The organism is Corynebacterium sp. MSK044 (assembly GCF_030232825.1).
Taxonomy (GTDB): domain Bacteria; phylum Actinomycetota; class Actinomycetes; order Mycobacteriales; family Mycobacteriaceae; genus Corynebacterium.
This window is the reverse complement of the sequence record NZ_JASPJJ010000008.1, coordinates 14,188-38,525: the sequence shown is the minus strand read 5'-3', so window position 1 is coordinate 38,525 and position 24,338 is coordinate 14,188. Positions and strand designations below refer to the sequence as shown.

Genomic DNA, 24,338 nt, shown 5'->3' with positions numbered 1-24,338 from the left:
ATCGGACACAATGACTGAGAACACCCCGCCGCAGGGCCAAGGACAGCGGAGGCGTCGCCGGCGCCGCCGCGGATCTGGCCATGCACAAAATAAACAGAGCCCAGACAAGCAGGGCTCAGGGGAAAAGAGTTCAGAGAAGCAGAACCCTAACAAGCACCGCAAGCGAGGCAACCAACGGGGTGGCCAGCACAGCAAGCACAGCAAGCGCGGGAATCAGCGGGGTAACCAGCGCAACAATAAGCGTGGCGGGAAGAATTACTATAGGCGGCCGAATTCGTCGACAAGCGGTGCGAAGCGCACGTACACGCCGTCGCACACGATGGAGACGCGGGATGAGACGAGCGCGGGTGGGCTCGTTGTATCCGGCATGGCGGAGGCAGTGCGTAAGGACGGGTCGGTGAATCTGGCGCGGATTTATGTGGCGCTGATTGGCCGTATTGATCGGCGTGGGCGACTGCTGTGGTCCATGCCGAAGGGGCATGTAGAGCCGGGGGAGGATCAGTGGGATACCTCGCGCCGTGAGGTGTGGGAAGAAACCGGGATTTACGGGGAGCCGTTTGAGGAGCTCGGTGTCATTGACTACTGGTTTGTCTCTGATGGCGTGCGGATACATAAGACGGTGCACCACAATTTGTTGCGCTATGTCGATGGGGTGCTGAATAACGACGACCCGGAGGTCACCGAAGTCGCATGGGTGCCCATCAGCGAGCTGATTGAGCATTTGGCGTATGCGGATGAGCGGAAGTTGGCGCGTATTGCGATTGATCGGATGCCGGATTTGGCGCGCGCGGAGCGTGATGCGGGGCGGGTGACTCCGCGGTGATGTCGCGGGGCAAGCGGGACAAGCAGGGCAAGCGCAGTGCGGCGGTTGCTGCTGTGGCGTGTGCTGCTGGGATGCCGTTCGCCGCGGCGCAGTCGATTCCGGTGCCGCTCGCGCCGGATAATCCTGCGGTGGCGGAACAGTGGGTGAATTCGCAGATCAGACTAGGTGAAGGTACGCAGGGGTTGAGCATTTCGCTTATCGACGCCCCCGCCACCACCCCCAGCCGAGACACCATTCGTGCGACAGTACGGGTGCACAACGATGGTGCAGAACCCGCTGATGGTCTGATGCTGACCCCGCGCCGGGGACCGGTGTCCGGATCCTTGACGGATGCGCGAGCAGCAACCGTGGCGCAGGTGGGGGAGTACACAGTGGCTGGTGCACAGGTGACAGTACCCACGGTGCCGCCGGATGGGCACGTGGACGTTGAGGTGACCTTTGATGCGGAAGACCACCCTGTCACGGTGACGCAGCCAGTGATGATGGTGCTGGAGAATGCCGGTGCCGTCGTAGACACGGAGCGCTGGCACATGACGGTGCGGGGTTCGGCGCCAGAAACTGCGGCGAACACAGAAATTGAGCGCACACCCGCCGGCATGTCCGTGCTGTACCCCATTACCGCGCCGGTGGACATCGTCCCAGGGGAGACGGGCGAGGCACCCAACCGGCCACCACTGATTCTGTCCTCAGAGCAGCTAGCGGGGCAGATCGCGCCGGGTGGCCGGCTGGATCAACTGGTGGATATTTATGGCGAGTTGGGTGCCGGGGATGAAACCTGCCTGGCGGTGGACCCGGCGCTGCTTGACACCGTGGACCGGATGGCGGGCGGCTACACCGTGAATGATGACAGGCCAGCCCCGGCCGAAAAACGCCAGCGCCTGCGTGATTCCTGGGGCAACTCGGACACCGGTAAGGATTCCACCGAGGGCACCGGGGCTGATGATGCCGCGGCGTGGCTGGACAAGATCCGGGCAGTGGCAAAGAACAAGTGCGTGCTTGCTATGCCCTGGGCCAACACGGACTTAGAGGCCGTCGCACGCACGGGTAACCGCTGGCTCATGCGTGAGGCACTGGAACGAGGGCCGTTCACCGCGGAGCGCGTCCTGGACACTCCGGTCATGCGCAACGTGGTTCTGCCGGGGTCGGGCTACCTCACCGATACGACTCTGCCGGGCATGGGTTGGGCTGATCACAGCCGGTCCCGCGTGACGGAAGTAGGAATGCAGGGGGCGTGGGAGGAGCAGACGAGCACCACCACGGAAACCGCAGACCGTGAGCCGGATGGGCGCGTGGAAGGTGAGCAGCAGACCACGCTCGATGATCCGGCAATGCCCAATGCCGCGGGGATTGCTGCACCGCAGCCCGCGCAACCGGTGAGGGTGTTGGTGGCGGACAATACGACGTCGATAAGCGTTACGCCCAGTCGTTTCACGGACTTACGCCCCGGCGTGGTGGGTGTGGGCTTTGATTATGAGCTCGCGTCGATCCTGGCAGCCACCGGGCCGAACCCGGAGACCACAGGTTTTTCCGATGATCACTTGCGCTTTGATTACACGCGGGACTCGCAGGTGGCGCGGGATAACACCGCGGCCACGGCGGTGCGCACCGCAGCGACCTCGCACGTGGTGGTGGGGGAGAGCACCAAAGCGCCGGAGCCTGTCCTCGTAGCACCGCCAGCCGCGTGGGAACCGAAGACCGCGCGGGCAGTGATGGAAACGGTCAGCGAGCTCTTCCGCGAGCACACGAGCGTGCCCATGAGCCTGGCGGACTACACCCGCATGCCGGATGACCCGGCACAGCTCATCCCCGGCGAGCCAAGCCTGTGGGAGGCTGATCCGACGGTCTACTCCGACACGGAAGTGCTCAATGCGTCGCAGCAGGGGGCGTTTATCGACGATCTCACGTCCCTCCTCGGCAGCGAACCCGCCATCGCACTGACCCGCTACGGCTACACCTTGCCCCTGCGCCAGGATCTGCTCACCGCCCTGACAGTGACAGGCCGACGGTCCTACACCGGCTACATGGAGGCGCAGGAACGCACCCGGCAGCGGCTCAACGGCAACCGCGATGCGCTGGCTGGCCTGCGCGCCGCCATCACTTTGATCCCACCGGGCAATGTGTACACCCGTGCTTCGGAGTCCTCCCCGCTGCTCATCGTGGCGCAGAACGGGCTGCCCCTGCCGGTGGATGCATCGATCCTGTACAAGGGCCCCGAAGGCGCGCACCTGAACACACCTTCTGAGTTCCGCATCCCCGCGCGCGGCTCGCTGACCCTGCAGATGACGGCGGACTTGGAAGAAAGCGACGAGCAGACGAAACTACAGCTCTACCTGGCCACACCGGAGGGCCAGCCGATCTCCCAGCCGGTAGACATTGCTGTTCAAACCGCAGGTGGTGCGGTGCAGAATTGGATCATCATTGCGGGTGCCAGCGCCCTGTTTGTTTTCGCGTTGATGTTCCAGCGTGGGAAGCGGCGGGGTGATCAGCGTGAGTCTCGCGGCGTGAAACGTGTGGCGCAGGAGGGCTAACATACCCATAGTCCTATGGCAGCTCTGCCATATCTATCTTTGACCCCTTTGGAGAACCTGTGACGCAGCTTGAACGGAAGCCCGCGAGCGACAGTTCTGTCGTGCGCTCAACCGGCTCGATGGCTGTGGCGACGTTGATGTCGCGCATCACCGGGTTCATCCGCACGGTGATGATCACCTCCGCGCTTGGCGGTGCGGTGGCCTCCGCTTTCAATACCGCGAACACTCTGCCGAACATGATCACGGAGATCGTGCTCGGCTCGGTTCTCACCGCCTTGGTGGTGCCGGTGCTCGTGCGCGCGGAGAAGGAGGACCCGGATCAGGGTGCTGCGTTTATCCGGCGGCTGTTCACACTGACATTGACGTTGGTCACCGTAGTCACGGTGCTCACGGTGATAGCGGCACCGCTACTCACGCGCGTGATGTTGGACGCGGACGGTGAAGTCAATGTGGTGCAATCCACCTCCTTTGCCTATCTGCTCTTGCCGCAGATCATGTTCTACGGGCTGTTCTCCCTATTCATGGCGGTGCTGAACACGAAGGAAGTGTTCCGGCCCGGCGCGTGGGCGCCGGTGGTGAACAACTTGGTGTCCATCGCGGTGCTGGCCTTGTACATGCTGCTGCCGGGCAGTATTGAAAAGGACGACCTCACCGGTGTGATGGACCCGCACGTGCTGTTGCTGGGTTTGGGCACCACGCTTGGTGTGGTGGTGCAGTGCCTGATCATGGTGCCGGCGCTGCGGCGCCTCAACATTGATCTGCGGCCACTATGGGGGTTGGATGACCGGCTGAAGCAGTTTGGTGGCATGGCCGTGGCCATTGTCACGTACGTGGCTATTTCGCAGCTCGGCTACATCATTAACAACCGCATCGCGTCAGAGGCCTACAGTTCCGCCCCGGCGATTTACATGCAGCACTGGCTGCTGTTACAGGTGCCGTACGGCATCATCGGCGTTACTCTGCTCACCGCGATCATGCCGCGCCTGTCCCGCAATGCGGCGGATGGTGATGATGCCGCGGTGGTGCGCGATCTGACCTTGGGCACGAAGCTCACGTTCATCGCGCTCATTCCCATCATCATCTTCATGACGGCGCTGGGCCCCGACATCGGTGTCGCCCTGTTCCACTACGGCCAGTTCACCGAAACGGATGCGCGCACACTGGGTATGACGCTGAGTTTCTCCGCGTTCACGCTTATCCCGTACGCTCTGGTGATGCTGCACCTGCGCGTGTTCTACGCGCGGGAAGAAGCCTGGACACCCACGTTCATCATCGCCGGCATCACGGTGACCAAGGTGGTGCTGGCCATGCTCGCCCCATCCGTGGCGGCAAGCCCCGACCAAGTGGTGGTGCTGCTCGGCGCGGCCAACGGTTTCGGTTTCGTGGCCGGCGCGATCGTTGGTGCGTTTTTGCTGCACCGCAAGTTGGGCAACCTGGGCTTCAAGGACGTATTGCACACCGCAGTGTGGGCGGCAGCAGCTGGCCTGGTTGGCATCGCCGCAGCGGTAATGACCCGCTTCTTCCTCGACATCCTGCCCCCGCTGATTCCGGGTTCGGTGGGCCTCCTGGTGGAAGTCGCGGTGCTGGGCATCATCTTCGTCATTGTCACCGGCATCGTCCTATCCTTCTCTGACCTCACCGAAGTGCGCAGCCTCGGCGCCGCGCTGGCCAAGATCCCAGGCCTGAACAAGATCATTCGGACCACGCCCGCCGCCAGCGTTGCGGCCGAGGATGTTCCGGTTCAATTTCTTGTCGACGACAACTTCAACACCTCCCCCGTCCCACCCCCCATGTCCGCTGGTGTTGTGCGCGGACCACGGCTGGTGCCCGGCGCGGCAGTCTCCGACGGGCGTTTCCGTCTCCTGCGCGACCACGGTTCCGCCGGGAGTGCGCGCTTCTGGCAAGCCACGGAGTTGCGTACCGGCCGGACGGTGGCGCTGACCTTCGTGGATACGTGTGGTGCCGCGCCACTGGCTCCCGTGCCACCGCGCCAGGCTGCGCTTGATGCTGCTGGGGTGGCGCACCGCACCCGGGAGATCGCAGCACTACACCTGCCCGCAGTCGCCCCGATCCTGGATGTCATTTCCTACCGCACCGGCTGCCTCGTTGTGGCGGAGTGGATCAGCGGGTCCTCCCTGCAGGCCGTGGCCGAATCCACCACACCGCTGGTGGAAGACGCCGTCCATGCCGCAATGGTGCCACTGACCGAGTCCATCCACGCCGCCCATGAGCGTGGCCTGGCGCTGGGTCTGGATAACCGCAACCGCATGCGCGTGACCCAGGACGGCATTGTTGTCCTCGCCTTCCCCACGGTGCTGGCCACCGCGAGCGCTGAGGCCGATGAAGCTGCCTGCGATTCCGCACGTGAGGTCCTCATGGCAGCAACGCAGCCGGACGCCACGCTGGATAACACCCTGGAAGCACCCCAGCCGACACCCCAGCCCGCCCCGGAAACTGAACCGCAGCCGGCACGCGTCGCTGGTTTTGGTGCACGTGGTGTGGGCACCATTGGCGCAACCGCGCTGGTGTCGGTGGCCATCGTGGCTGTTGTCGCGATTGCTGCGCTGACCGTCTTCATCATCAGCCAGTTCAGCAAGAACCCCGATGCTCCGGTGACCAAGGACTCGGTGGAACAGGTGGAACAGGCTGAGAAGGACTCCACCGATTCACCCTCGCCCGCCGTGATCATTTCTTCCCGCGCCGCCGATCCTGCCTTTGATGCGCTGACGGATGGGGATACCGCCACCACCGCAACCGTGTCACCCGGCGACCGGATTGTGCTCACCCCACAGGAGCGCGCCGGCAGCACGACGTTCACCGCGCGCAACATCATCCTCAACAGTGAGACCGGTGGGCTCGACTACACCATCTATGCCCTCCCGCGCGAGGCTCGAGATACTGCAGACACCGACTTGCCCGTCCTCACTACCGGCACATTGACGGGCGAGCGTTTTTCCATCAAGGTCCCGCAGCAGCCGGAACTCGCCGCGCTTGGAGGCATTGTCATTGCTATTAGTGCCCCTGCTGATAACGCCAACTGGTCCGGGGAACCAGCGGTGATCCGGGAGATCACCATCGTGGGCACCCGCATGCGTGAGTTGGTTGACTAAAAAGTCCCCGACTTTTTGCCGTTCCCCTGATTTTCCCCAATGTCCACTTAAGTGGACACTTTTTGCTGGCACAGCCCCAATTCGCATGCCACAATGAAGGCACATCAAGGAACATAAAGGCACATATTCGGGGAATGGGGATTGTCTGGGGGGACAACCATGAACAAGTTAGAGCGCAGAAAAGCGCGGAGAACACAGCGCACACAGCGAACTCAGCAATTACAGCGCGCATGGTCGGATGAGGCGTTGGCGGCGGAGTATTTGAAGGGGGATGTGAAGGCGTTTGAGGCGATCGTCGATAGGCATACTCCGCGGCTGATTGCTGTGGCCCGCAAGAATGCGCGCAACCTCGATGATGCGCAGGACATTGTGCAGGAAGCGCTGTTGAAGGCGTCGCTGAACATGCACACCTTCCGCTCGGAGGCCGCTCTGGCCACGTGGCTGTACCGTCTGGTGCGCAACGCAGGGTATGACCACGCGAAACGCGCGGACAACAAGCGCCGCCACCTGAGTTTGGACGATGAGGACACGATGGTGCCCGCCATGATCACCGCCGCGGCGTACGCGCCGTTGCAGAATTTCGATCGGATCATGACACTGCGGCAGATCCTGGCCAAGATGCCCTCGGCGAACCGCAGGGCACTCATGCTTATCGACGTCCAAGGGCTCACCGTCACCACCGCCGCCCGCGAACTCGGCGTGGCACCCGGAACCGTGAAGTCCCGGCGCCATCGGGCGCGCGAGATGATCGTGGACTACTTCACGGAGGAGGTGGCGCGTTAGACTGGCACGCATGACCGAACCGAATGAAACTCACGATGTCATCGTCATTGGCTCCGGCCCCGCTGGTTACACAGCGGCGCTGTACACCGCGCGCGCAAACCTGAAACCGCTGGTGTTTGAAGGTTTTGAATTTGGTGGTGAGTTGATGAATACCACCGAGGTGGAAAACTACCCCGGTTTTGAGAAGGGCATTATGGGCCCGGACCTCATGATGGAGATGCGTGCGCAGGCGGAGCGTTTCGGCGCGGACCTGCGCGCGGAGATGGTGGACAGCGTTGAGCTGGATGGCGATATTAAGAAGGTGCACGTCGGCGATGAGATGTTCACTGCCCGCGCTGTCATCCTGGCCACCGGTGCGGCACCGCGCCACCTGGGTATCCCGGGCGAGCAGGAGATGACCGGTCGTGGTGTGTCCACGTGTGCGACCTGTGACGGCTTCTTCTTCAAGGACCAGCACATTGCCGTTGTTGGCGGTGGCGATTCGGCGATGGAGGAAGCCACCTTCCTCAGCCGTTTCGGTTCCAAGATCACGCTTATTCACCGCCGTGAGGAGTTCCGCGCCTCCCAGATCATGCTGGACCGTGCGCGGGCGAATGAGAAGATTGAGATCCTCACCAACACCGTGGTGGAGGAAGTCCTCGAAGACGGCGGCAAGGTTGCTGGCCTGCGTCTGAAAAACACGGTGACGGGCGAGCAGTCCGAGCTGGACGCTACCGCCATGTTCGTGGCTATCGGCCACGATCCGCGTTCCGGCTTCCTCGACGGCCAGGTAGCCACGGATGCGGAGGGCTATGTCACCGTGGAGCACCCAAGCACGAAGACCTCCATCCCGGGTGTCTTCGCTGCTGGTGATCTGGTAGACAACTACTACCGCCAGGCAATTACCGCAGCGGGATCTGGTTGCCGGGCAGCCATTGATGCGGAGCACTACTTGGAGTCGCTCTAAAAACCGCGACTTTTAACCACAAGCTCAACCACAACCACCCTTAACTAAGGAAGTAAGGAGCACTCAATGTCAGGTTCTATCGAAGCTACACAGGCCACGTTCAAGCAGGAAGTCATTGACGCCGATGTGCCGGTGCTCGTGGATTTCTGGGCTGAGTGGTGCGGTCCCTGCCACAGGCTGGCACCTGCACTCGAAGAGGTGGCCGAGGAGCTGGCGGGCCGCGCGAAGGTGGTCAAGGTCAACGTGGACCAGGAGCGCATGCTCGCCGCGACGTACCAGGTGATGTCCATCCCGAACCTGCTCGTTTTTAAAGATGGGGAAGTGGTGGAGAACTTCGTCGGCGTGGAGCCGAAGGAGAGCATTATCGCTCGCCTTGAGGCACATATCTAAATAGAGGCGGACCATCGCCGGTTTCTTCCGCATGGTCAGTAAGATTGTTGCGGTACGTGTCCATGAAGAAAGGTGAGCAGTGATAGGACGTCTTGCGGTCGGGGATTCAAGCCCGCGCGTCGCTGAGGTCCGCTCGACGCTTGCGCGGCTCGGCCTGCTCACCGGTTTTGAAGGGGATGTGGGGGAGTGGAATCGCCGTAAGTTCTCGCCAGAAGAAATGCTTTTCGACGACGCCTTGGCCAACACCCTCAAAGCCTTCCAACAGTCCCGCGGAATCTTGCCTTCCGGTGAGATTGATGATTTGACGTTGCGTGAACTGCGTCAGGCTTCTTACACCCTTGGCGCGCGTGTGCTGAGCTACCAGCCAAACCAGATCATGGTGGGCGATGACGTGAGCCAGCTGCAGAAGCAGCTCCAAGAGCTGGGCTTTTACTCGGGCCGTATTGATGGTCACTTTGGCCCGGATACGCATGAGGCACTGTCCAATTACCAGCTGAATTACGGCATCCAGGATGACGGGATGTGTGGGCCGGAAACGCTCCACGCCTTGAGCCTGCTTGGCCGCCGGATCACAGGTGGCTCTACCCAGGCGATCCGTGAGCGCGAGGTGGTCCGCCTAGCCGGCCCGCGCCTGACGGGTAAGCGCGTGGTGATTGACCCGAACATTGACATGTCCAACACCATGGATGTCACCGGCCGGCATGGGCAGATTTCCGAGGAGGAAATCCTGTGGGATCTGGCTTCCCGCGTGGAGGCCCGCATGATCGCCGCTGGTATGGAGACGATCATGTCCCGCCCGCGCGGTGATCACCCCTCGCCGAAGGCGCGTGCCGATATGGCCAATGGTTTTGATGCGGATCTGCTCATTTCTTTGCAGCTAGACCGCTACCACAATGACAAGGCCAACGGCGTAGCCACGTTCTACTTCGGTTCGGAACAGGGTGCGTCCTCCATGACGGGGGAGACCCTCTCCGGTTTCATCCAGCGTGAAATTGTTGCGCGCACCAACCTGGGCAACTGCTACACCCACGGCCGCACGTGGGAGCTGCTCCGCATGACGGAGATGCCGTCCGTTGAAGTGGTGCTGGGCTATCTAACCAACCCGCATGACGTGTCCATTGTCACGGACCCCACCCAGCGCGATGCAATCGCCGAGGCCATCGTTGTCGCCGTGAAGCGCCTGTACCTCCTAGACCAGGACAACCAGCCGACGGGCACCTACTCCTTCAAGGAGCTCCTGCAGGAGGAACGGGACTAACCTCGTGGCCGGTGAAAGAGTCCGCACCGCACACCCATTTTCTAAACCCCCTGGTCAGGAGGTTTTGGTGTTTTTGGGCTGGCGGTGACGCTCAGTTCTTCACGGTCCAAGTTAGTCGCGTTTAGTCGCGTCTATTCTCTGCCCTCAATCAAGGCCAGGATGCGCTCAAAGTCCTCGCGGTCCCCGAACTCCACGACAATCTTGCCTTTGCGCTTGCCCATGGTGACGGAGACTTTGGTGTCCCATTCATCGGCAAGACGGTCAGCGGCTTGGGTGAGGAACTCTGGCTGCGGGGTGGGCTGGCGCTTGGGTTTCTCCGGCAGCGCGCCCGAGCGGTTGAGCAGAGTCACGGCTTCCTCGGTGGCGCGAACACTTAAGCCCTCGGCCACGATGCGATCCGCCAGCTGCTCCTGGGCCTCCGCACCTGCCTTGACGGCCAGCAATGCGCGGGCGTGCCCGGCGCTCAACACACCAGCGGCGACGCGGCGCTGCACAGGGACAGGCAAGTTGAGCAGGCGAATCGTGTTCGTAATCGTGGGGCGGGACCGGCCAAGGCGGTCGGCGAGTTCTTCTTGGGTGACACCGAACTCCTCAAGCAGCTGCTGGTAGGCAGCGCCTTCTTCGAGGGGATTGAGCTGGACGCGGTGGATGTTCTCCAACAGTGCGTCGCGCAGCATGTCCTCATCAGAGGTGTCCCGCACGATGGCGGGGATGTGTTTCAGGCCTGCCTTGGAGGATGCACGCCAACGGCGCTCACCCATGATGAGCTCATAGCCATCCTTGGCGGGGCGCACAACGATGGGCTGCAGCAGACCAAATTCCTTGACGGAGTGAACCAGTTCAGCGAGCTCATCCTCATCAAATTCCGTACGCGGCTGCTTGGCATTGGGGAAGATGTCCCCGATGGGAATCTCCTGGTAGGTGGCACCAAAGGAATCCGCACTCGCCATTGCGGCAGGCACGGTACCAGCACGAGAGCCAGCACCAGTAGAACCACCGATCACTGGTGCGCCAGGAATCGACGGCGCCGAAGAACCCGAATCACGAGAAGACCCAGAAGACTCCCGTGCGCCCTTGGCCCCACCGATGATGACGTCGGCGGCGCTGTCACCCAGCGGGCCGGTTTTCTGGTGGTGGTCCGGGTTGGACGGGATGAGGGCGGCGAGGCCACGGCCTAGTCCGCCTTTACGCTGTTGCGCCATGTTAGTTGTCCTCCTGACCAAGTTGGGCGGCGATCTCGGGGCTCACGCCGATGGGCCCTGTTGTTGGGTGCGGCTGGTAGTCACCGCGGGTTGCTAGTTCTCTGGCTGCATCGAAGTAGGCCATGGCGCCGGTGGAGACGGGGTCATAGTCGATGACGGTTTGGCCGTATCCGGGGGCTTCGGACACTTTGATGGAGCGTGGGATAACGTTGCGCAGCACCACGTCGCCGAACTGGCCGCGGACTTCAGTGGCCACTTGTTCGGAGAGTTTGGTGCGGCCATCGTACATGGTCAGCAGCACGGCGGAGATGTGCAGATTCGGGTTGAGGGCCTGCCGGATCATGCTGATGTTGTTCAACAGTTGGCCCACGCCTTCGAGCGCGTAGTACTCGCACTGAATGGGAATGAGAACTTCATCCACCGCGTTCATCGCGTTAATGGTCAGCAAACCCAGCGAAGGCGGGCAGTCCACGAAGACGTAGTCGAACTCGTGGTGCTTTAAAAAGCCGCGGCGCAGCGCATCGGCCAGACGATACTCGCGGCGCACCAAGCTGACTAGTTCAATTTCCGCCCCAGCCAGGTCGATGGTGGCGGGAATGCAGTACAAGTTGGGGCCGGATTGTTGGAGGGCTTCCTCCGCAGTGGCAGCACCGATGAGGACCTCATAGGAGGAAGTCTCCCCGTCGCGGTGTGCAGCACCGAGTGCGGTGGAGGCGTTGCCCTGGGGATCAAGGTCAATCACCAGCACCTTGCACCCGAGTTTGGCCAAAGATGCAGCCAGGTTGACGGAGGTGGTGGTTTTGCCCACCCCGCCTTTTTGGTTAGCCACGGTGATCACGCGGGGCTCTTCAGGTTTGGGCACGGTGTCCTGACCCACGTTGCCTCCCGTTGAATAAATGAACTGTTACAGACAGACTCTAATAAACACCCGCGACATCCGTTTAGCCCGCCCGTGTGATGCGGATCAAGGTGGTGGGTTGTTCCAGTACATCCGCACCAACCGCGAATATTTCGGCATCCACACCGCCGGCTTTCGCGATGACTTTCGCGTCGCGTTCAAGCTCTTCGCTTACGGACACCCCCTTCATCGCCACCATCGCCCCACCCGGCCGCACCAATGGCAATGACCAGACGGCGAGTTTTCCAAGGGGGGCGACGGCGCGGGAGGTGACGACGTCGAAAAGCATCTTCTTTTGCTCCTCCGCACGGCCACGAATGACGGTGACGTTGTCTAGGCCGAGTTCTGCTTTGACTTCGCCGAGATAGGTGGAGCGCTTCAGCAGAGGCTCGATGAGCGTCACCGAGAGGTCCGGGCGTGCAATGGCCAGCGGGATTCCGGGCAGCCCCGCGCCGGAGCCAATGTCAGCGACGGACTGGCCTTCCGTGAACGCCTCTGAAATCACGGCGCAGTTGAGAATGTGGCGGCTCCACAGGCGGGAGACCTCTTTCGGGCCGATGAATCCACGTTCCGCGGCCGTTGTGGCCAGAGAATCGTGGTAGGCCTGAGCGAGCTCCAGCCGGTCGCCGAAGACGGTGCTGGCGGCGGCGGGCGCGGGCTCGCAGTGGGAAAGGTTGTCCGTCATGGGGGATCTACTTCTGCTTCTTCGCGTCAGCCTGACGCTGCTTCTTAGTGCGGTTATCCACCTTGCGGGCACCCGGCAGCGGAGCGGAGGCGCGCTTTGCTTCGCGGCGGGCCTCTTCTTCAGCGGCTTCTTCGCGGTCCATCTTGTCAAAGACGATCATGGACTGGATGAAGGTCCACACGTTATTGGTCACCATGTAGGTGAGCAGACCGATGTGCCAGAACACACCGGTGATCAGCAGTGTTGCCGGGAGGAACCACAGCATCATGCCGTTCATGGTCTTCATCTGCGTTTCCATCATCTCCGCAGACATCGGACCATTGTTAGCCGGCTTCTTGCCCTTTGCTGCCTCATCGGCCTTGCGCTTAGCCATGCGCTCGCGCTGACGCTTCATGGATAGGCGGGCGTTGAAGTGGGTCATGACCACGCTGATGAGGATCAGCGGGACGGCGACCATGATGATGTTCATCTTGGTGAAGTCGACGGGAGCGAACGCTGCGTACTGCTCCTGCGGCATGGAGATGTAGGAGGACAGCGGCACGCCGAACACACGGGCGTCCAGGAAGGACTGCACATCTTCGGGGGAGAAGATGTAGTTCGCAGTATTGCGGTTCTGCTCCACGCTCAGGCCCAGGCCACCGGCACCAGTACCGGTGCGGTTGAAGGAGCGCAGCACGTGGAACAGACCAAGGAATACCGGCAGCTGAGCCAGCGGCACGATGCAGCTGGCCAGCGGGTTCATGTTGGCTTCTTTGTACAGCTTCTGGGTTTCCGCGGCCATCTTGGCCTGGTCCTTGCCGTACTTGGCGCGAAGCTCAGCCAGCTGGGGCTGCAGCTCCTGCATCTTCCGGCCGGCGCGCAGCTGGTTGACCATCGGCTTGACCAGGAACACGCGGATGGTGAACGTAAGGAAGATGATGGCCAGGATCCAGGAGGCACCCGAATCGGGGGAGAAGATGTAGCCGAAGACCTTGTGCCAGAACCAGAGGATGGCAGAGATCGGCCAGTAGATGAAATTCAGCACTGGGGTCTAACTCCTGACTTGTGGTACGGGGTCGTATCCGCCGGGATGCCAAGGCCCACATTTGCAGAGGCGGGCGGCGGTGAGCCAACTACCTTTCCATGCGCCATGCTCTGACACAGCTGTGAGAGCGTAGGCGCTACATGTGGGCTCGAAGCGACATGTTGGTCCCATTTTAAGGGGTGAAAGATATTTTTGGTAAAGGTGCACGAGCGCCAGGATGGCGCGCTGGGCGGGTTTAGCGTTACTCATGGTTGTGTTTCGCTGATGCTCGTTTCAGGGCATTGGCCAGATCCTTGCGCAAATCCTCCGAAGAGGTGTGCGCGCTCGCGGGCAGTGCGCGCAGGACAATGTCAGTTTCGCGCGGAAGCTTATCGACGAATCCCAGGCACACATGCCGCAACTGCCTACTCACCCGGTGCCGGACAACAGCGTTACCCACCTGCTTAGACACAACTAACCCGAACCGTGGGCCACCGGTGATGATGGGTTCGGTTCGGGTGTAGTAGTGCACCACGATGGTGCGGGTGCCAGCACGTCCACCTTGACGCATCGCGCGGCGGAAGTCCGCCGAGGATGTGAGCTTATGGGGGCGTGGTAGCACTACAAAGCACTTACGCGGTGAGGCTCTTGCGGCCCTTCTTGCGGCGCGCGGAAACGATAGCGCGGCCAGCGCGGGTGCTCATACGGGTACGGAAGCCGTGCTTGCGGGCACGACGACGGTTATTGGGCTGAAAAGTCCGCTTAGGCACGGTGACTCCTTGACGTCATGGCGGCCTGCGGCGGTACTCCACTGCTCCATCGTTGGTGCGGTGGTGCACGCGCCTTCCGGGGTTAAGGCAGCCGGAAAACATTTTCGGTGAGATTGCTCTAAGTGGCTTGAGGCCTCACGCGACGCTCAAGCCAGTGGCATGCGTTATCCGAGCTGACTCGCTTCCCATCCACCCCACGACCTGGGGTATTGGTGGGTGGCGGCCCGGTGCTCGGCGCAGATAACGCTCTCACGCACACCCTGTGACAGGTGTGACAGACCATGACAGAATACGGCAGCGTTGGCCCAGCTGACAAATCGACGCGCGGGGGAGCCACGCTGCTCATCCCACTACCCCCGAAATTACAAGCGTGTGTTTTTCCGCAGGTCATAGGCGACACGCCGAGGCAACCTGCGAGAGACCTGTCAATCAACGCGCCACTGCGAATCACCGCCGAGTTCACCATCCCCCCGACGCCATGAAAACGTACCGCAGAAAACACCGATTTCTAGACAGTCCGACCATTTCCAGAGTAGAAAGTTTCTATCACCACAACTTCACAAGGAATCAACTATCCCCGTTGTGGATAAACCTCAACTATCACTTGAGGTTTATGTGCGATCTAGTACAAAAGCACAGTTCACAGCGGGTTTTTGAGTGTTAATTGTTTTTCCACAGATAGAGGCCTATCTTGTGGATAAACTCTGCGACTCAAAAACTCACACCTGTGGATAAAGTTGTGGACTACAAGGTGAGAGCGGAAATTACATCCCGTCGAAGATGTGGATAGCCCCGTGGACAACCGCGAGACTGGGTTCCTGAAAAATTAGTAGGAGAAGCATGGCAAACGAAGAGCAGGGGCTTGACGCCCTGTGGCACGAGATCGTTGCCGAACTCCTGGTTCTTTCTGAGCGCCCGAATTCCAGTGTTCCTACTTTCACCCCCGGCGACCGCGCCTACTTGCAGCTGTGTCGCCCCGCCGTGCTGGGGGAGGGCTACTGCATTCTGTCCGCCCCGCATGAGGCAGCCAAGAATGTGGTGGAAACACGTCTTGCCTCCCACATCAGTGAGTTGCTCAGCCAGCGCATGGGCATGCCGTGCACCCTCGCTGTGACAATTTCTTCCCACGAGCAAGCTCCACAACATGAGCAAGCTCCCGAACCGCCGGCACCTGCCCCAGCACCATCTCCCATTCCAACTCCAGCCCCGAGTCAGCCCGCCCGCCAGTGGTACTCCACCTACTCGCAGTCCGCGGAGGAGGAAGCTGCGGCCACAGAGTCAACAGCGCCAACGGCACCAGCCACGCCGCTTATCGGTGAGCAGCTGCCCATGGGGCTTGATGAGCTCGCGCGGATTCACTCCCAGCAGCAGGAGAACCTGGTGGAAGAGTCTTCGCGGCAGCAGTCAGCGCATCCGATCGTGCCGGCGCCTCAACGTATTCCACGTGAGAAGCCGGCGGTGGATCCGAACCGTGAGACCTCTCTGAATCCGAAGTACACGTTTGAGAATTTTGTTATTGGTTCTTCCAACCGTTTTGCCAACGGTGCGGCCGTCGCCGTGGCGGAAAACCCCGCCCGTGCTTACAACCCTTTGTTCATTTGGGGTGGTTCCGGCCTGGGCAAGACGCACCTGCTTCACGCCGCCGGCAATTACGCCCGGGTGCTGCAGCCGGATCTGCGCATTAGGTATGTGTCCTCGGAAGAGTTCACCAATGACTACATCAACTCAGTGCGCGATGACCGGCAGGAATCCTTCAAGCGCCGTTACCGCGACTTGGACATCCTCATGGTGGATGACATCCAGTTCTTGGAGGGTAAGGAAGGTACTCAGGAGGAGTTCTTCCACACCTTCAACGCGCTGCACCAGGCGAACAAGCAGATCATTTTGTCCTCTGACAGGCCACCGCGTCAGCTGACCACGCTGGAAGATCGCCTGCGCACCCGCTTTGAGGGCGGGCTGATCACGGATATTCAGCCGCCGGATTTGGAAACGCGCATTGCCATTCTGATGAAGAAGGCGGCCGCCGATGGCACCCAGGTCAGTGATGATGTGCTGACCCTCATCGCGTCCCAGTTCGAGTCCTCCATCCGTGAGCTCGAAGGCGCCCTGATCAGAGTCTCGGCGTACTCCTCCTTGATCAATGAGCCGATCACGCTCGATGTCGCCCAAGTTGCCCTGCGCGACATCCTTCCGGATGAAGGCGATGTCACCATCACTGCCGCCACCATCAAGGAGGTGGCCGCGGAGTACTTCCGTATCTCCATGGATCGCCTCACCGGTTCCGGCAAGACACGTACGGTTGCGCACGCCCGTCAGCTGGCCATGTACCTGTGTCGCGAACTGACGGATCTCTCCCTGCCCAAGATCGGCCAGGAGTTCGGCGGCAAGGACCACACCACGGTCATGTACGCCAACCGCAAGATCCGCAAGGAAATGACGGAGAACCGGGAGACTTACGACGAGATCCAGGAACTCACCCAGATCATCAAAAACCGCGTCCGCGCACGCTAACTCGATTCACATTAAGGACCGCTCGCGCGTGGGGCGGTCTTTTTTGCTTTTCGACGTCTCCCTCCGTGTGTAAAAACTTACAACGCAAAAAACCGGCCCGGATGAAACCCCTGGTAAACAATTTCTACTATTTGATAGTTACCAATGCAATGTAAAGTTTTACACCGAGATCTGTTGTTCAGCAGGCCTTGGCACTTAACCCACGTCTCCCTCTCACCCCTCCCGCCGAGTTATCCACAGAGTTATTCACACCTGTGTAATTCCACTATTGTAATTAAATGAGATTAGTCACAGTTTTGGTTATCCACAGCCCCTCGGCTGCATCGTCCCTGATTCCACATGGTGTGCCCAAGGCTGTGAATGAGGGGTGGATAACTCACCTTCGGCTGTGAGGAATGGGAATAGGAATCTGAAATTCCACAGAGGATCTGGGTTATCCACAGGTTGTCCACACCCACGGCTCACAACCGAAAAACACGATTACCGTGCACCGGAACCGCGATCTCCACAGAGTGCACAGGACTTACTGTTCTTACCGGTTCTTTTTCTAGTATTAATCTCAAGAGAAATAGAGCGTGGGGAGAACCTCGGCGGCCCGTGTGCCACGACGGGGGAACCACAAGTGGTGCGTGTCGCACCCACTGCCTAGGGTGGAGCGCAGAACTTGTAATCTTGGGCAGATGTGGGGCCAATGCCGTTGAGCAGTCATGGGCTCCCGCCTCTTCCGACCATCAAGGAGCCGATCATGGACGACATCAACGTGTCATTCCGCGTGCATAAGGATGACCTGACTGACGCTGTCGCGTGGGTCGCCCGCAACCTGCCTACGAAGAACACGCAGCCGGTGCTGCGCGCGGTTGTCATCACTGCGGATGACAACGGTTTGGAATTCGCGGGCTTTGACTACGAAGTGTCCACGCGAGTGCGCATCGGCGCTGAGGTGGATGAGCCCGGTCGCGTTGCTGTGGCGGGCAAGCTCATGGCGGACATTGTGTCCAACATGCCGGCAAAACCGGTTGAGGTTTCCGTGGTTGATGGGAAGCGTCTGCTGCTGCAGGGCGGGTCTGCTCGTTTTGAGCTGCCGCTCATGCCGCTGGATGATTACCCGCAGCTGCCCACGCTCCCGGAGGTCACCGGCACGCTGTCTACCTCGACTTTCGTGGATGCTATCACCCAGGTTGCTTCCGCTGCTGGCCGCGACGACACGTTGCCGATGCTCACGGGTGTGCACATGGAAGTCTCCGGTAACCGCGTTCAGCTCGCGGCGACGGACCGTTTCCGTTTGGCACTGCGTTCCCTGGAATGGCAGCCGGTGACCCCGGACGTGGAGGCGAAGCTGCTCATCCCGGCTAAGACGCTGTTGGATAACGCGCGCACGCTGGATACGCACCTGGAAGAGCCGGTGGAAATCGCTGTTGGCACTGGTGACAACGTGGGTGGGGAAGGCCTGTTTGGTCTGCACTCCGCTAACCGCGAAACCACAACCCGCCTGCTGGATGCGGATTTCCCGAATATTCAGCCGCTGCTGCCGAAGACGCATACGTCGATGGCAAGTGTTGAAATTGCTCCGCTGGTGGAAGCTATTCGTCGCGTGAGCTTGGTCGCTGACCGTAATGCGCAACTGCGCATGCACTTCAAGCCAGGCGAGGTCACTCTCTTTGCCTCCGGTGCGGATTCCGGTGAGGCGAGCGAGTCCCTGCAGTGTGCGTTTACGGGTGATGATGAGCTGCTCATTGCCTTCAACTCTGGCTACCTGCGCGATGGTTTGTCGGTGATTCCTACGGACCGTGTGGTCTTTGGTTTCACGGAATCTTCCCGCCCGGCGATCATGATCCCGGAACCGGAGGAGATGCCGGAGGCAAATGCGGACGGAAGCTTTGACACTCCTGCCACCAACTTCACCTACCTGCTCATGCCGGTGCGTCTGCCGGGCTAAAACGCCAGGTAAATAGCTGTAATTAAAAAACCCCGGGGTTTTTGTGTATCTCCGCGAACTCGATCTGCGTGACTTCCGCTCATGGCCTGAGCTGTCGTTGTCGCTCGAGCCGGGGGTCACGGTGTTTTCGGGTCGCAATGGTCACGGCAAAACCAACATCGTGGAATCGGTGATTTACTCAGCCACGTTGGCCAGTCACCGGGTGTCGTCGGATGTTCCACTCGTGCGGGCCGGTGCCGCGAATGCGAGGATCTCCGCCACCACGGTCAATGAGGGCCGGGAGCTAACCACGCATCTGCTCATCAGCCCACGGGAGGCGAATCAGGCGCAGATCAACCGGACACGGTTGAAATCCCCACGCGAAATCCTTGGGGTGTTGCGCACCGTGGTGTTTGCGCCGGAGGACCTCGCTCTCGTGGCGGGAGAGCCAGCAGAACGCCGGCGGTTCTTGGATGGGTTGGCCGCTATTCGCGCGCCGCGTTTCGGTGGGGCGAAGGCGGATTATGACAAGGTGTTGCGTCAGCGCAACGCCCTGTTGCGCAATTCCAACATGGCGCTACGCAGGGGATACAGCGATGATTCGGGTGCCAGTGCGCTGAGCACTCTCGACGCATGGGACTTGCAGCTAGCCCGCCTCGGTGCCCAGGTAGTAGCCGGCCGGATGAAGCTGACCAGTGAGTTGGCTCCGAATGTGCACGTAGCGTATGCGTCGGTCGCGCCGGAATCGCGTCCAGCGCAGATAAGCTATTCCTCCACGCTGGACCGCGCGGTGACGGAACTGGCTGGCAATGAAGAGATCACGGCGGAGATCCTCGAAGCCGCTTTCCTCACGGAACTGTCCCGTCGGCGCCGTGAGGAGATTGATCGTGGTACTACGCTCGTGGGCCCGCACCGCGATGACCTCGTGCTCATGCTCGGCGATCAGCCGGCGAAGGGCTACGCTAGCCACGGCGAGACCTGGTCTTTCGCACTGTCTCTGCACCTCGCGGAGTATGCGTTGCTGTCGGCGGATGGTTCGGCGCCGGTGCTTATTCTCGACGATGTCTTTGCGGAGCTTGATGCTAAACGACGCCAAAGGCTCGTCGCCGTCGCCGAAGAAGCCGAGCAAGTGCTCATTACCGCTGCTGTCGGCGATGACCTGCCGGAAAACCTCGACGACCATGTGTCCGCGCGCTACTCCGTGGAGATGGTCGATGGGATCTCCCGCATCGCGGAGGCCACCGAATGACCGAGCCAACCCCACCACAAGACTTAGTCGCGTCCACGTTTGAGAACCTGCGCGCCACCGCGAAGCGCCGTGGCGGCAAACTACCCAACCTGAACCGGCAGGGCGCCAACATCATCCCGCGGCGTAACACGGGCAAGGGCAACACAGCAGCGGAAGGACTGAAGGTTCCGGGCTTGGACCTCACTCCGGAGGCGACAAAAGCTCGGCCACTTTTTGGCCTGCCGACGGGTGCGGATGGTCGGGCGGTGCGTCGTGGCTATGACGTGAAGGGTTTTGGCTCCTTGGTGAAAAACGAGATTGCACAGCGAGACTGGACAGAGTCCATCGCGCACGGCTGGGTCATGGGGAACTGGGAGTCCCTGGTGGGGGAGAAGATCGCTCAGCACACTGAGGTGACCATGATCAAAAACGGGGAGGTTTTTATCTCCTGCGACCAGACGGCATGGGCTACAAACTTGAAGTACATGCAGTCAACGGTGTTGTCCAAGATCGCGGAGAAAATCGGCCCCGGCGTGATTACGAAGCTGCACGTTTACCCGCCGAAGACGAAGAACTGGCGGTATGGGCCCCTGCACGTCAAGGGCCGGGGGCCGCGGGATACGTATGGGTAATTGCAAATCGGGTCATGAAATTGTTGCAAAAAGGGTTATAAAAACATTGCACATCAGGTCATGAAATCGTTGCAATTCAGGTTATGATGGTCCTATGCAGTATAAAGGTCGGGCTATAGACTCCGTTCTCACCGAGCTTCTAGAGGCCATGGGCGCAGTTTTGATTGAGGGGCCTCGCGGCTGCGGAAAAACATCCACAGCTCTTGCCAAGGCTGCTAGTCATGTCCGGCTGGATAAATCTCCGAGCATGGTGCAGCTAGCGGAATTGAATCCCTCAGAAATTTTGAAAGGCGATACTCCGCGGCTGATCGACGAATGGCAATTAGCTCCGTCAATCTGGAATGCCATTAGGCATGAGATCGATAACCGGCAACAACGAGGACAATTCATATTGTCCGGGTCATCATCACCAACCATGGATCAAAGCCGACATTCGGGTGCAGGGCGTATTGCTCGGCTACGTATGCGTCCCATGGCTTTAGTCGAAAGCGGTGCTTCCTCGGGTTCAATTTCTTTGAATCAACTGGGGACGGAGGAGAGTGTTAGTGCGACCTCAGAATTGGGTTACAAGGATTTAGCGGAACAAGCTGTTCGTGGGGGATGGCCCGGACTGTTGGAAATCGGGACACGACAAGCGATAGCTTTCAACCGTTCTTACTGTGAGAATATCTACGAGTCTGAACTTGAAGCAGCGGTAGGCGTGAGGCATAACCCAGATGCCGTACGAAGATTGATGTCATCCGTCGCTCGAAATATCTCGAGCGAGGCAACGCTCCAAAATATCGCTAAAGATATCGCTCCAGCGGGTAGCTCAGTGGAACCGAAAACTGTCGCAGGCTACATCGATGCTTTGAACCAGGTCTTTGCGTTAGAGGAGCTCCCAGCTTGGAGTGTGTCGCTCCGATCGCGATCGCGTCTGCGAACCTCGTCAAAACTTCATTTGGCTGATCCGAGTCTTGCGTGTGCAGCTCTTGGGGTCGGGGTCGATCGGCTGGCTAGCGACCCGGAGTATTTCGGTCAAGTCTTCGAGTCGATGGTGATAAGAGATTTGAGAACTCTTGCCAGTGCTGAGTTTGGCAGGGTTTATCACTACCGCGATAACACAGGCCTAGAAGTAGACGCGATCATTGAATATCCCGAGGATTCAAAGTGGGCTGCCTGCGAGGTAAAGCTAGGTTCAAGCAGGATTAATGAAGCGGAAAAAAATCTGCTGAAACTTGCAAATGATCGAGTTGATTTAGACAAAGTAGGAAAGCCAGCATTTTTGGCCGTCATTACAGGAACTGAGTATGCCTACACGCTTCCGAGCGGGGTCCACGTGGTGCCCTTAGGTGTGCTTGGATACTGAGCTTGAAACAGTGGAATCCTGTTCAAATACTTTGGTGGATTTGGTAAGTGCGGGTAAATCGCGCGAGAAACGCGCTCTCGCTGGCGCTGGCGCTGCGGCTGTGGGGAACCACAAGCGTGTAAGATGGCACGGGTTAGAGACGTAATGAACGCCGTGACAGGAGAGTTTCGGGAAAGTGGCTGAGCAACAACCGCATTATGATGCGTCATCGATCACCATCCTTGAGGGGTTGGAGGCGGTGCGTAAGCGCCCCGGCATGTACATCGGTTCGACCGGTGTGCGCGGCCTGCACCACTTGGTGTGGGAGGTCGTGGATAACTCCGTCGATGAGGCGATGGCTGGTTACGCGGACAAGGTCGAGGTGACCCTGCTCGCGGATGGTGGTGTCCAGGTGGTGGACAACGGCCGTGGTATTCCGGTGGAGATGCACCCGTCGGGTGCGCCGACGGTGCAGGTTGTGATGACGCAGCTGCACGCGGGTGGCAAGTTTGACTCGGAGTCCTATGCGGTTTCGGGTGGTCTGCATGGTGTGGGTATTTCCGTCGTTAATGCTTTGTCCACTCGTGTAGAGGCGGATATTAAGCGCGACGGTAAGCACTGGCTGCAAAATTTCAAGAATGCGGTGCCGGATGAGCTCATTGAGGGCGATAACGCGCGTGGCACGGGTACGACGATTCGGTTCTGGCCGGACGCCGAGATTTTTGAGACGGTCGGTTTTGATTACGACACGATTGCGCGCCGCCTGCAGGAGATGGCCTTCCTGAACAAGGGCCTGACTATCACACTGAAGGATGAGCGTGTCTCCGATGAGGAGCTGGAGCTTGAGGCGATCGCCGAGGAAGGCGATACGGCACAGGCTCTCGATGGCGACTCCTTCGATGACGCAGAAGCAGATGCCGATGCTGACACGGAGAAGACCGAGGACAGCAATGATGAGACGGGTGTCGCCCCGGCCACGAAGAAGAAGCGTGAGAAGAAGGTCACGTACTTCTACCCGGACGGCCTGGTGGATTACGTCAATTACCTCAACCGTACGAAGACGGCGATTCACCCGTCGATCGTTGGGTTTGAGGCGAAGGGCGAGGAGCATGAGCTTGAGATCGCCATGCAGTGGAACAGCGGCTTTAAGGAGTCGGTGCACACCTTTGCCAACACGATTAATACGCATGAGGGCGGTACGCACGAGGAAGGTTTCCGTGCGGCGCTGACCTCGCTGATGAACCGGTATGCGCGTGAGCACAAGCTGATTAAGGATAAGGATCCGAATCTGACGGGCGATGACTGCCGTGAGGGTCTTGCCGCGGTGATCTCTGTGCGCGTGGCGGACCCGCAGTTTGAGGGTCAGACGAAGACGAAGCTGGGCAACTCCGAGATCAAGGGTTTTGTGCAGCGTTCTGTCAATGAGCACTTGAATGACTGGTTTGATGCGAACCCGGCTGAGGCCAAGGTAATCATCAAGAAGGCAGTGTCTTCCTCACAGGCGCGTGAGGCGGCGCGTAAGGCGCGTGAGTCTGTGCGCCGCAAGTCCGCGACGGACCTGGGTGGTCTGCCGGGCAAGCTGGCGGATTGCCGTTCGAAGGACCCGGTTGTGTCCGAGCTGTTCATCGTGGAGGGTGACTCCGCTGGTGGTTCGGCGAAGCAGGGACGTGACTCGATGTACCAGGCGATTCTGCCGTTGCGCGGCAAGATCCTGAACGTGGAAAAGGCTCGTCTTGATCGTGTGCTGAATAACAATGAGGTTCAGGCGATCATCACGGCGCTGGGCACGGGCATCAATGATGAGTTTGATATTTCGAAGCTGCGCTACCACAAGATCGTGCTCATGGCCGATGCGGATGTGGATGGTCAGCACATTGCAACGCTGCTGCTCACGCTGCTGTACCGCCTGATGCCGGAGCTGATTGCTAACGGTCACGTGTATCTGGCTAATCCGCCGTTGTACAAGTTGAAGTGGCAGAAGGGTGAGCCGGGTTACGCGTATTCAGATGCGGAGCGTGACGCGGAGCTGGAGGCCGGCTTGGCTGAGGGCCGCAAGATCAACACTGATGACGGCATTCAGCGCTACAAGGGTCTGGGTGAGATGAATCCGGGCGAGTTGTGGGAGACCACGCTGGATAAGGAGCACCGTGTGCTGCGCCGCGTTGAGCTGGAGGATGCGCAGCGTGCGGATGAGCTCTTCTCCATCCTCATGGGCGATGATGTGGCGGCGCGCCGTTCCTTCATCACCCGCAAGGCGAAGGATGTGCGCTTCCTCGACGTGTAGTGCGCGGTAAGGTTGCCCGGGGTCGCGGATAATTTAGCTTATCGA

Annotated in this window: 20 protein-coding genes; 13 read left to right on the top strand and 7 right to left on the bottom strand. The window is 60.0% G+C overall.

Annotated elements, in window-relative coordinates; translation table 11 throughout:
• Window positions 1-10: 10 nt before the first annotated feature.
• The 7 genes from QP994_RS06450 (at window position 11) to QP994_RS06420 (ending at window position 9,838) form a co-directional block, all read left to right on the top strand.
• Window positions 11-823, top strand: a complete 813-nt coding sequence (locus QP994_RS06450; RefSeq protein ID WP_284855889.1) for an NUDIX hydrolase — start codon at window positions 11-13, stop codon at window positions 821-823.
• A complete protein-coding gene (locus tag QP994_RS06445) occupies window positions 823-3,351 on the top strand; it encodes a DUF6049 family protein (protein ID WP_284865772.1) in 2,529 nt (842 codons plus the stop codon). The genes QP994_RS06450 and QP994_RS06445 overlap by 1 nt, the downstream gene beginning before the upstream one ends.
• 29 nt (window positions 3,352-3,380) lie before the next feature.
• Complete coding sequence (gene murJ / locus QP994_RS06440) at window positions 3,381-6,461, top strand: murein biosynthesis integral membrane protein MurJ (RefSeq protein WP_284865817.1); 3,081 nt, start codon at window positions 3,381-3,383, stop codon at window positions 6,459-6,461.
• Between the two features lie 159 nt (window positions 6,462-6,620).
• Entirely contained in the window at window positions 6,621-7,244 is a 624-nt protein-coding gene (locus QP994_RS06435; protein WP_284855887.1) for an RNA polymerase sigma factor, read from the top strand.
• 10 nt (window positions 7,245-7,254) lie between these two features.
• Window positions 7,255-8,190: a thioredoxin-disulfide reductase gene (gene trxB, locus QP994_RS06430; protein WP_284855886.1), complete on the top strand. Its 936-nt coding sequence runs from the start codon at window positions 7,255-7,257 to the stop codon at window positions 8,188-8,190.
• 66 nt (window positions 8,191-8,256) lie between these two features.
• A complete protein-coding gene (gene trxA / locus QP994_RS06425; protein ID WP_284855885.1) occupies window positions 8,257-8,580 on the top strand; it encodes a thioredoxin in 324 nt (107 codons plus the stop codon).
• 79 nt (window positions 8,581-8,659) lie between these two features.
• The gene (locus QP994_RS06420; protein ID WP_502870021.1) at window positions 8,660-9,838 is read left to right on the top strand and encodes an N-acetylmuramoyl-L-alanine amidase; all 1,179 of its coding nucleotides are present in this window, start codon (window positions 8,660-8,662) and stop codon (window positions 9,836-9,838) included.
• 131 nt (window positions 9,839-9,969) lie between these two features.
• On the opposite strand, the gene QP994_RS06415 is transcribed toward QP994_RS06420, so the two are convergent.
• The 7 genes from QP994_RS06415 to rpmH all read right to left on the bottom strand — a co-directional run bounded on the left by QP994_RS06415 (window position 9,970) and on the right by rpmH (window position 14,396).
• Window positions 9,970-11,040, bottom strand: a complete 1,071-nt coding sequence (locus QP994_RS06415) for a ParB/RepB/Spo0J family partition protein (protein ID WP_284855884.1) — start codon at window positions 11,038-11,040, stop codon at window positions 9,970-9,972.
• 1 nt (window position 11,041) lies between these two features.
• Window positions 11,042-11,917, bottom strand: a complete 876-nt coding sequence (locus QP994_RS06410; protein ID WP_350338197.1) for a ParA family protein — start codon at window positions 11,915-11,917, stop codon at window positions 11,042-11,044.
• Between the two features lie 64 nt (window positions 11,918-11,981).
• A complete protein-coding gene (gene rsmG, locus QP994_RS06405; protein ID WP_284855882.1) occupies window positions 11,982-12,623 on the bottom strand; it encodes a 16S rRNA (guanine(527)-N(7))-methyltransferase RsmG in 642 nt (213 codons plus the stop codon).
• Window positions 12,624-12,630: 7 nt separating this feature from the next.
• Window positions 12,631-13,647, bottom strand: a complete 1,017-nt coding sequence (gene yidC / locus QP994_RS06400; protein ID WP_284855881.1) for a membrane protein insertase YidC — start codon at window positions 13,645-13,647, stop codon at window positions 12,631-12,633.
• 6 nt (window positions 13,648-13,653) lie between these two features.
• Window positions 13,654-13,896 (bottom strand): membrane protein insertion efficiency factor YidD, encoded by a 243-nt coding sequence (gene yidD / locus QP994_RS06395; protein WP_284855880.1) that lies wholly within the window; start codon window positions 13,894-13,896, stop codon window positions 13,654-13,656.
• Window positions 13,889-14,248: a ribonuclease P protein component gene (rnpA, locus tag QP994_RS06390; RefSeq protein ID WP_284855879.1), complete on the bottom strand. Its 360-nt coding sequence runs from the start codon at window positions 14,246-14,248 to the stop codon at window positions 13,889-13,891. Before rnpA ends, yidD begins: the two co-directional genes overlap by 8 nt.
• A 10-nt stretch (window positions 14,249-14,258) precedes the next feature.
• A complete protein-coding gene (gene rpmH, locus QP994_RS06385) occupies window positions 14,259-14,396 on the bottom strand; it encodes a 50S ribosomal protein L34 (protein WP_084576676.1) in 138 nt (45 codons plus the stop codon).
• 840 nt (window positions 14,397-15,236) lie between these two features.
• Here rpmH and dnaA point away from each other — a divergent pair.
• The 6 genes from dnaA (at window position 15,237) to gyrB (ending at window position 24,293) form a co-directional block, all read left to right on the top strand.
• Complete coding sequence (gene dnaA / locus QP994_RS06380; protein WP_284865771.1) at window positions 15,237-16,907, top strand: chromosomal replication initiator protein DnaA; 1,671 nt, start codon at window positions 15,237-15,239, stop codon at window positions 16,905-16,907.
• A gap of 745 nt (window positions 16,908-17,652) precedes the next feature.
• Window positions 17,653-18,843 (top strand): DNA polymerase III subunit beta, encoded by a 1,191-nt coding sequence (gene dnaN, locus QP994_RS06375; RefSeq protein ID WP_284865770.1) that lies wholly within the window; start codon window positions 17,653-17,655, stop codon window positions 18,841-18,843.
• A 43-nt stretch (window positions 18,844-18,886) separates the two neighbouring features.
• The gene (recF, locus tag QP994_RS06370) at window positions 18,887-20,071 is read left to right on the top strand and encodes a DNA replication/repair protein RecF (protein WP_284865769.1); all 1,185 of its coding nucleotides are present in this window, start codon (window positions 18,887-18,889) and stop codon (window positions 20,069-20,071) included.
• Entirely contained in the window at window positions 20,068-20,682 is a 615-nt protein-coding gene (locus QP994_RS06365; RefSeq protein ID WP_284865768.1) for a DciA family protein, read from the top strand. The genes recF and QP994_RS06365 overlap by 4 nt, the downstream gene beginning before the upstream one ends.
• A 94-nt stretch (window positions 20,683-20,776) precedes the next feature.
• Complete coding sequence (locus QP994_RS06360; protein ID WP_284865767.1) at window positions 20,777-22,030, top strand: ATP-binding protein; 1,254 nt, start codon at window positions 20,777-20,779, stop codon at window positions 22,028-22,030.
• A 175-nt stretch (window positions 22,031-22,205) separates the two neighbouring features.
• The gene (gene gyrB, locus QP994_RS06355; protein ID WP_284865766.1) at window positions 22,206-24,293 is read left to right on the top strand and encodes a DNA topoisomerase (ATP-hydrolyzing) subunit B; all 2,088 of its coding nucleotides are present in this window, start codon (window positions 22,206-22,208) and stop codon (window positions 24,291-24,293) included.
• Window positions 24,294-24,338: the final 45 nt, after the last annotated feature.

Excerpts from the sequence above, each read along its gene's own strand:
- QP994_RS06450 (WP_284855889.1), top strand. The coding sequence starts at position 11 with ATGACTGAGAACACCCCGCCGCAGGGCCAAGGACAGCGGAGGCGTCGC.
- QP994_RS06445 (WP_284865772.1), top strand. The coding sequence starts at position 823 with ATGTCGCGGGGCAAGCGGGACAAGCAGGGCAAGCGCAGTGCGGCGGTT.
- trxB (WP_284855886.1), top strand. The coding sequence starts at position 7,255 with ATGACCGAACCGAATGAAACTCACGATGTCATCGTCATTGGCTCCGGC.
- QP994_RS06365 (WP_284865768.1), top strand. The coding sequence starts at position 20,068 with ATGACCGAGCCAACCCCACCACAAGACTTAGTCGCGTCCACGTTTGAG.
- rsmG (WP_284855882.1), bottom strand. The coding sequence starts at position 12,623 with ATGACGGACAACCTTTCCCACTGCGAGCCCGCGCCCGCCGCCGCCAGC.
- yidD (WP_284855880.1), bottom strand. The coding sequence starts at position 13,896 with ATGAGTAACGCTAAACCCGCCCAGCGCGCCATCCTGGCGCTCGTGCAC.
- QP994_RS06435 (WP_284855887.1), top strand. The coding sequence starts at position 6,621 with ATGAACAAGTTAGAGCGCAGAAAAGCGCGGAGAACACAGCGCACACAG.
- dnaN (WP_284865770.1), top strand. The coding sequence starts at position 17,653 with ATGGACGACATCAACGTGTCATTCCGCGTGCATAAGGATGACCTGACT.
- dnaA (WP_284865771.1), top strand. The coding sequence starts at position 15,237 with ATGGCAAACGAAGAGCAGGGGCTTGACGCCCTGTGGCACGAGATCGTT.
- QP994_RS06360 (WP_284865767.1), top strand. The coding sequence starts at position 20,777 with ATGCAGTATAAAGGTCGGGCTATAGACTCCGTTCTCACCGAGCTTCTA.
- QP994_RS06415 (WP_284855884.1), bottom strand. The coding sequence starts at position 11,040 with ATGGCGCAACAGCGTAAAGGCGGACTAGGCCGTGGCCTCGCCGCCCTC.
- trxA (WP_284855885.1), top strand. The coding sequence starts at position 8,257 with ATGTCAGGTTCTATCGAAGCTACACAGGCCACGTTCAAGCAGGAAGTC.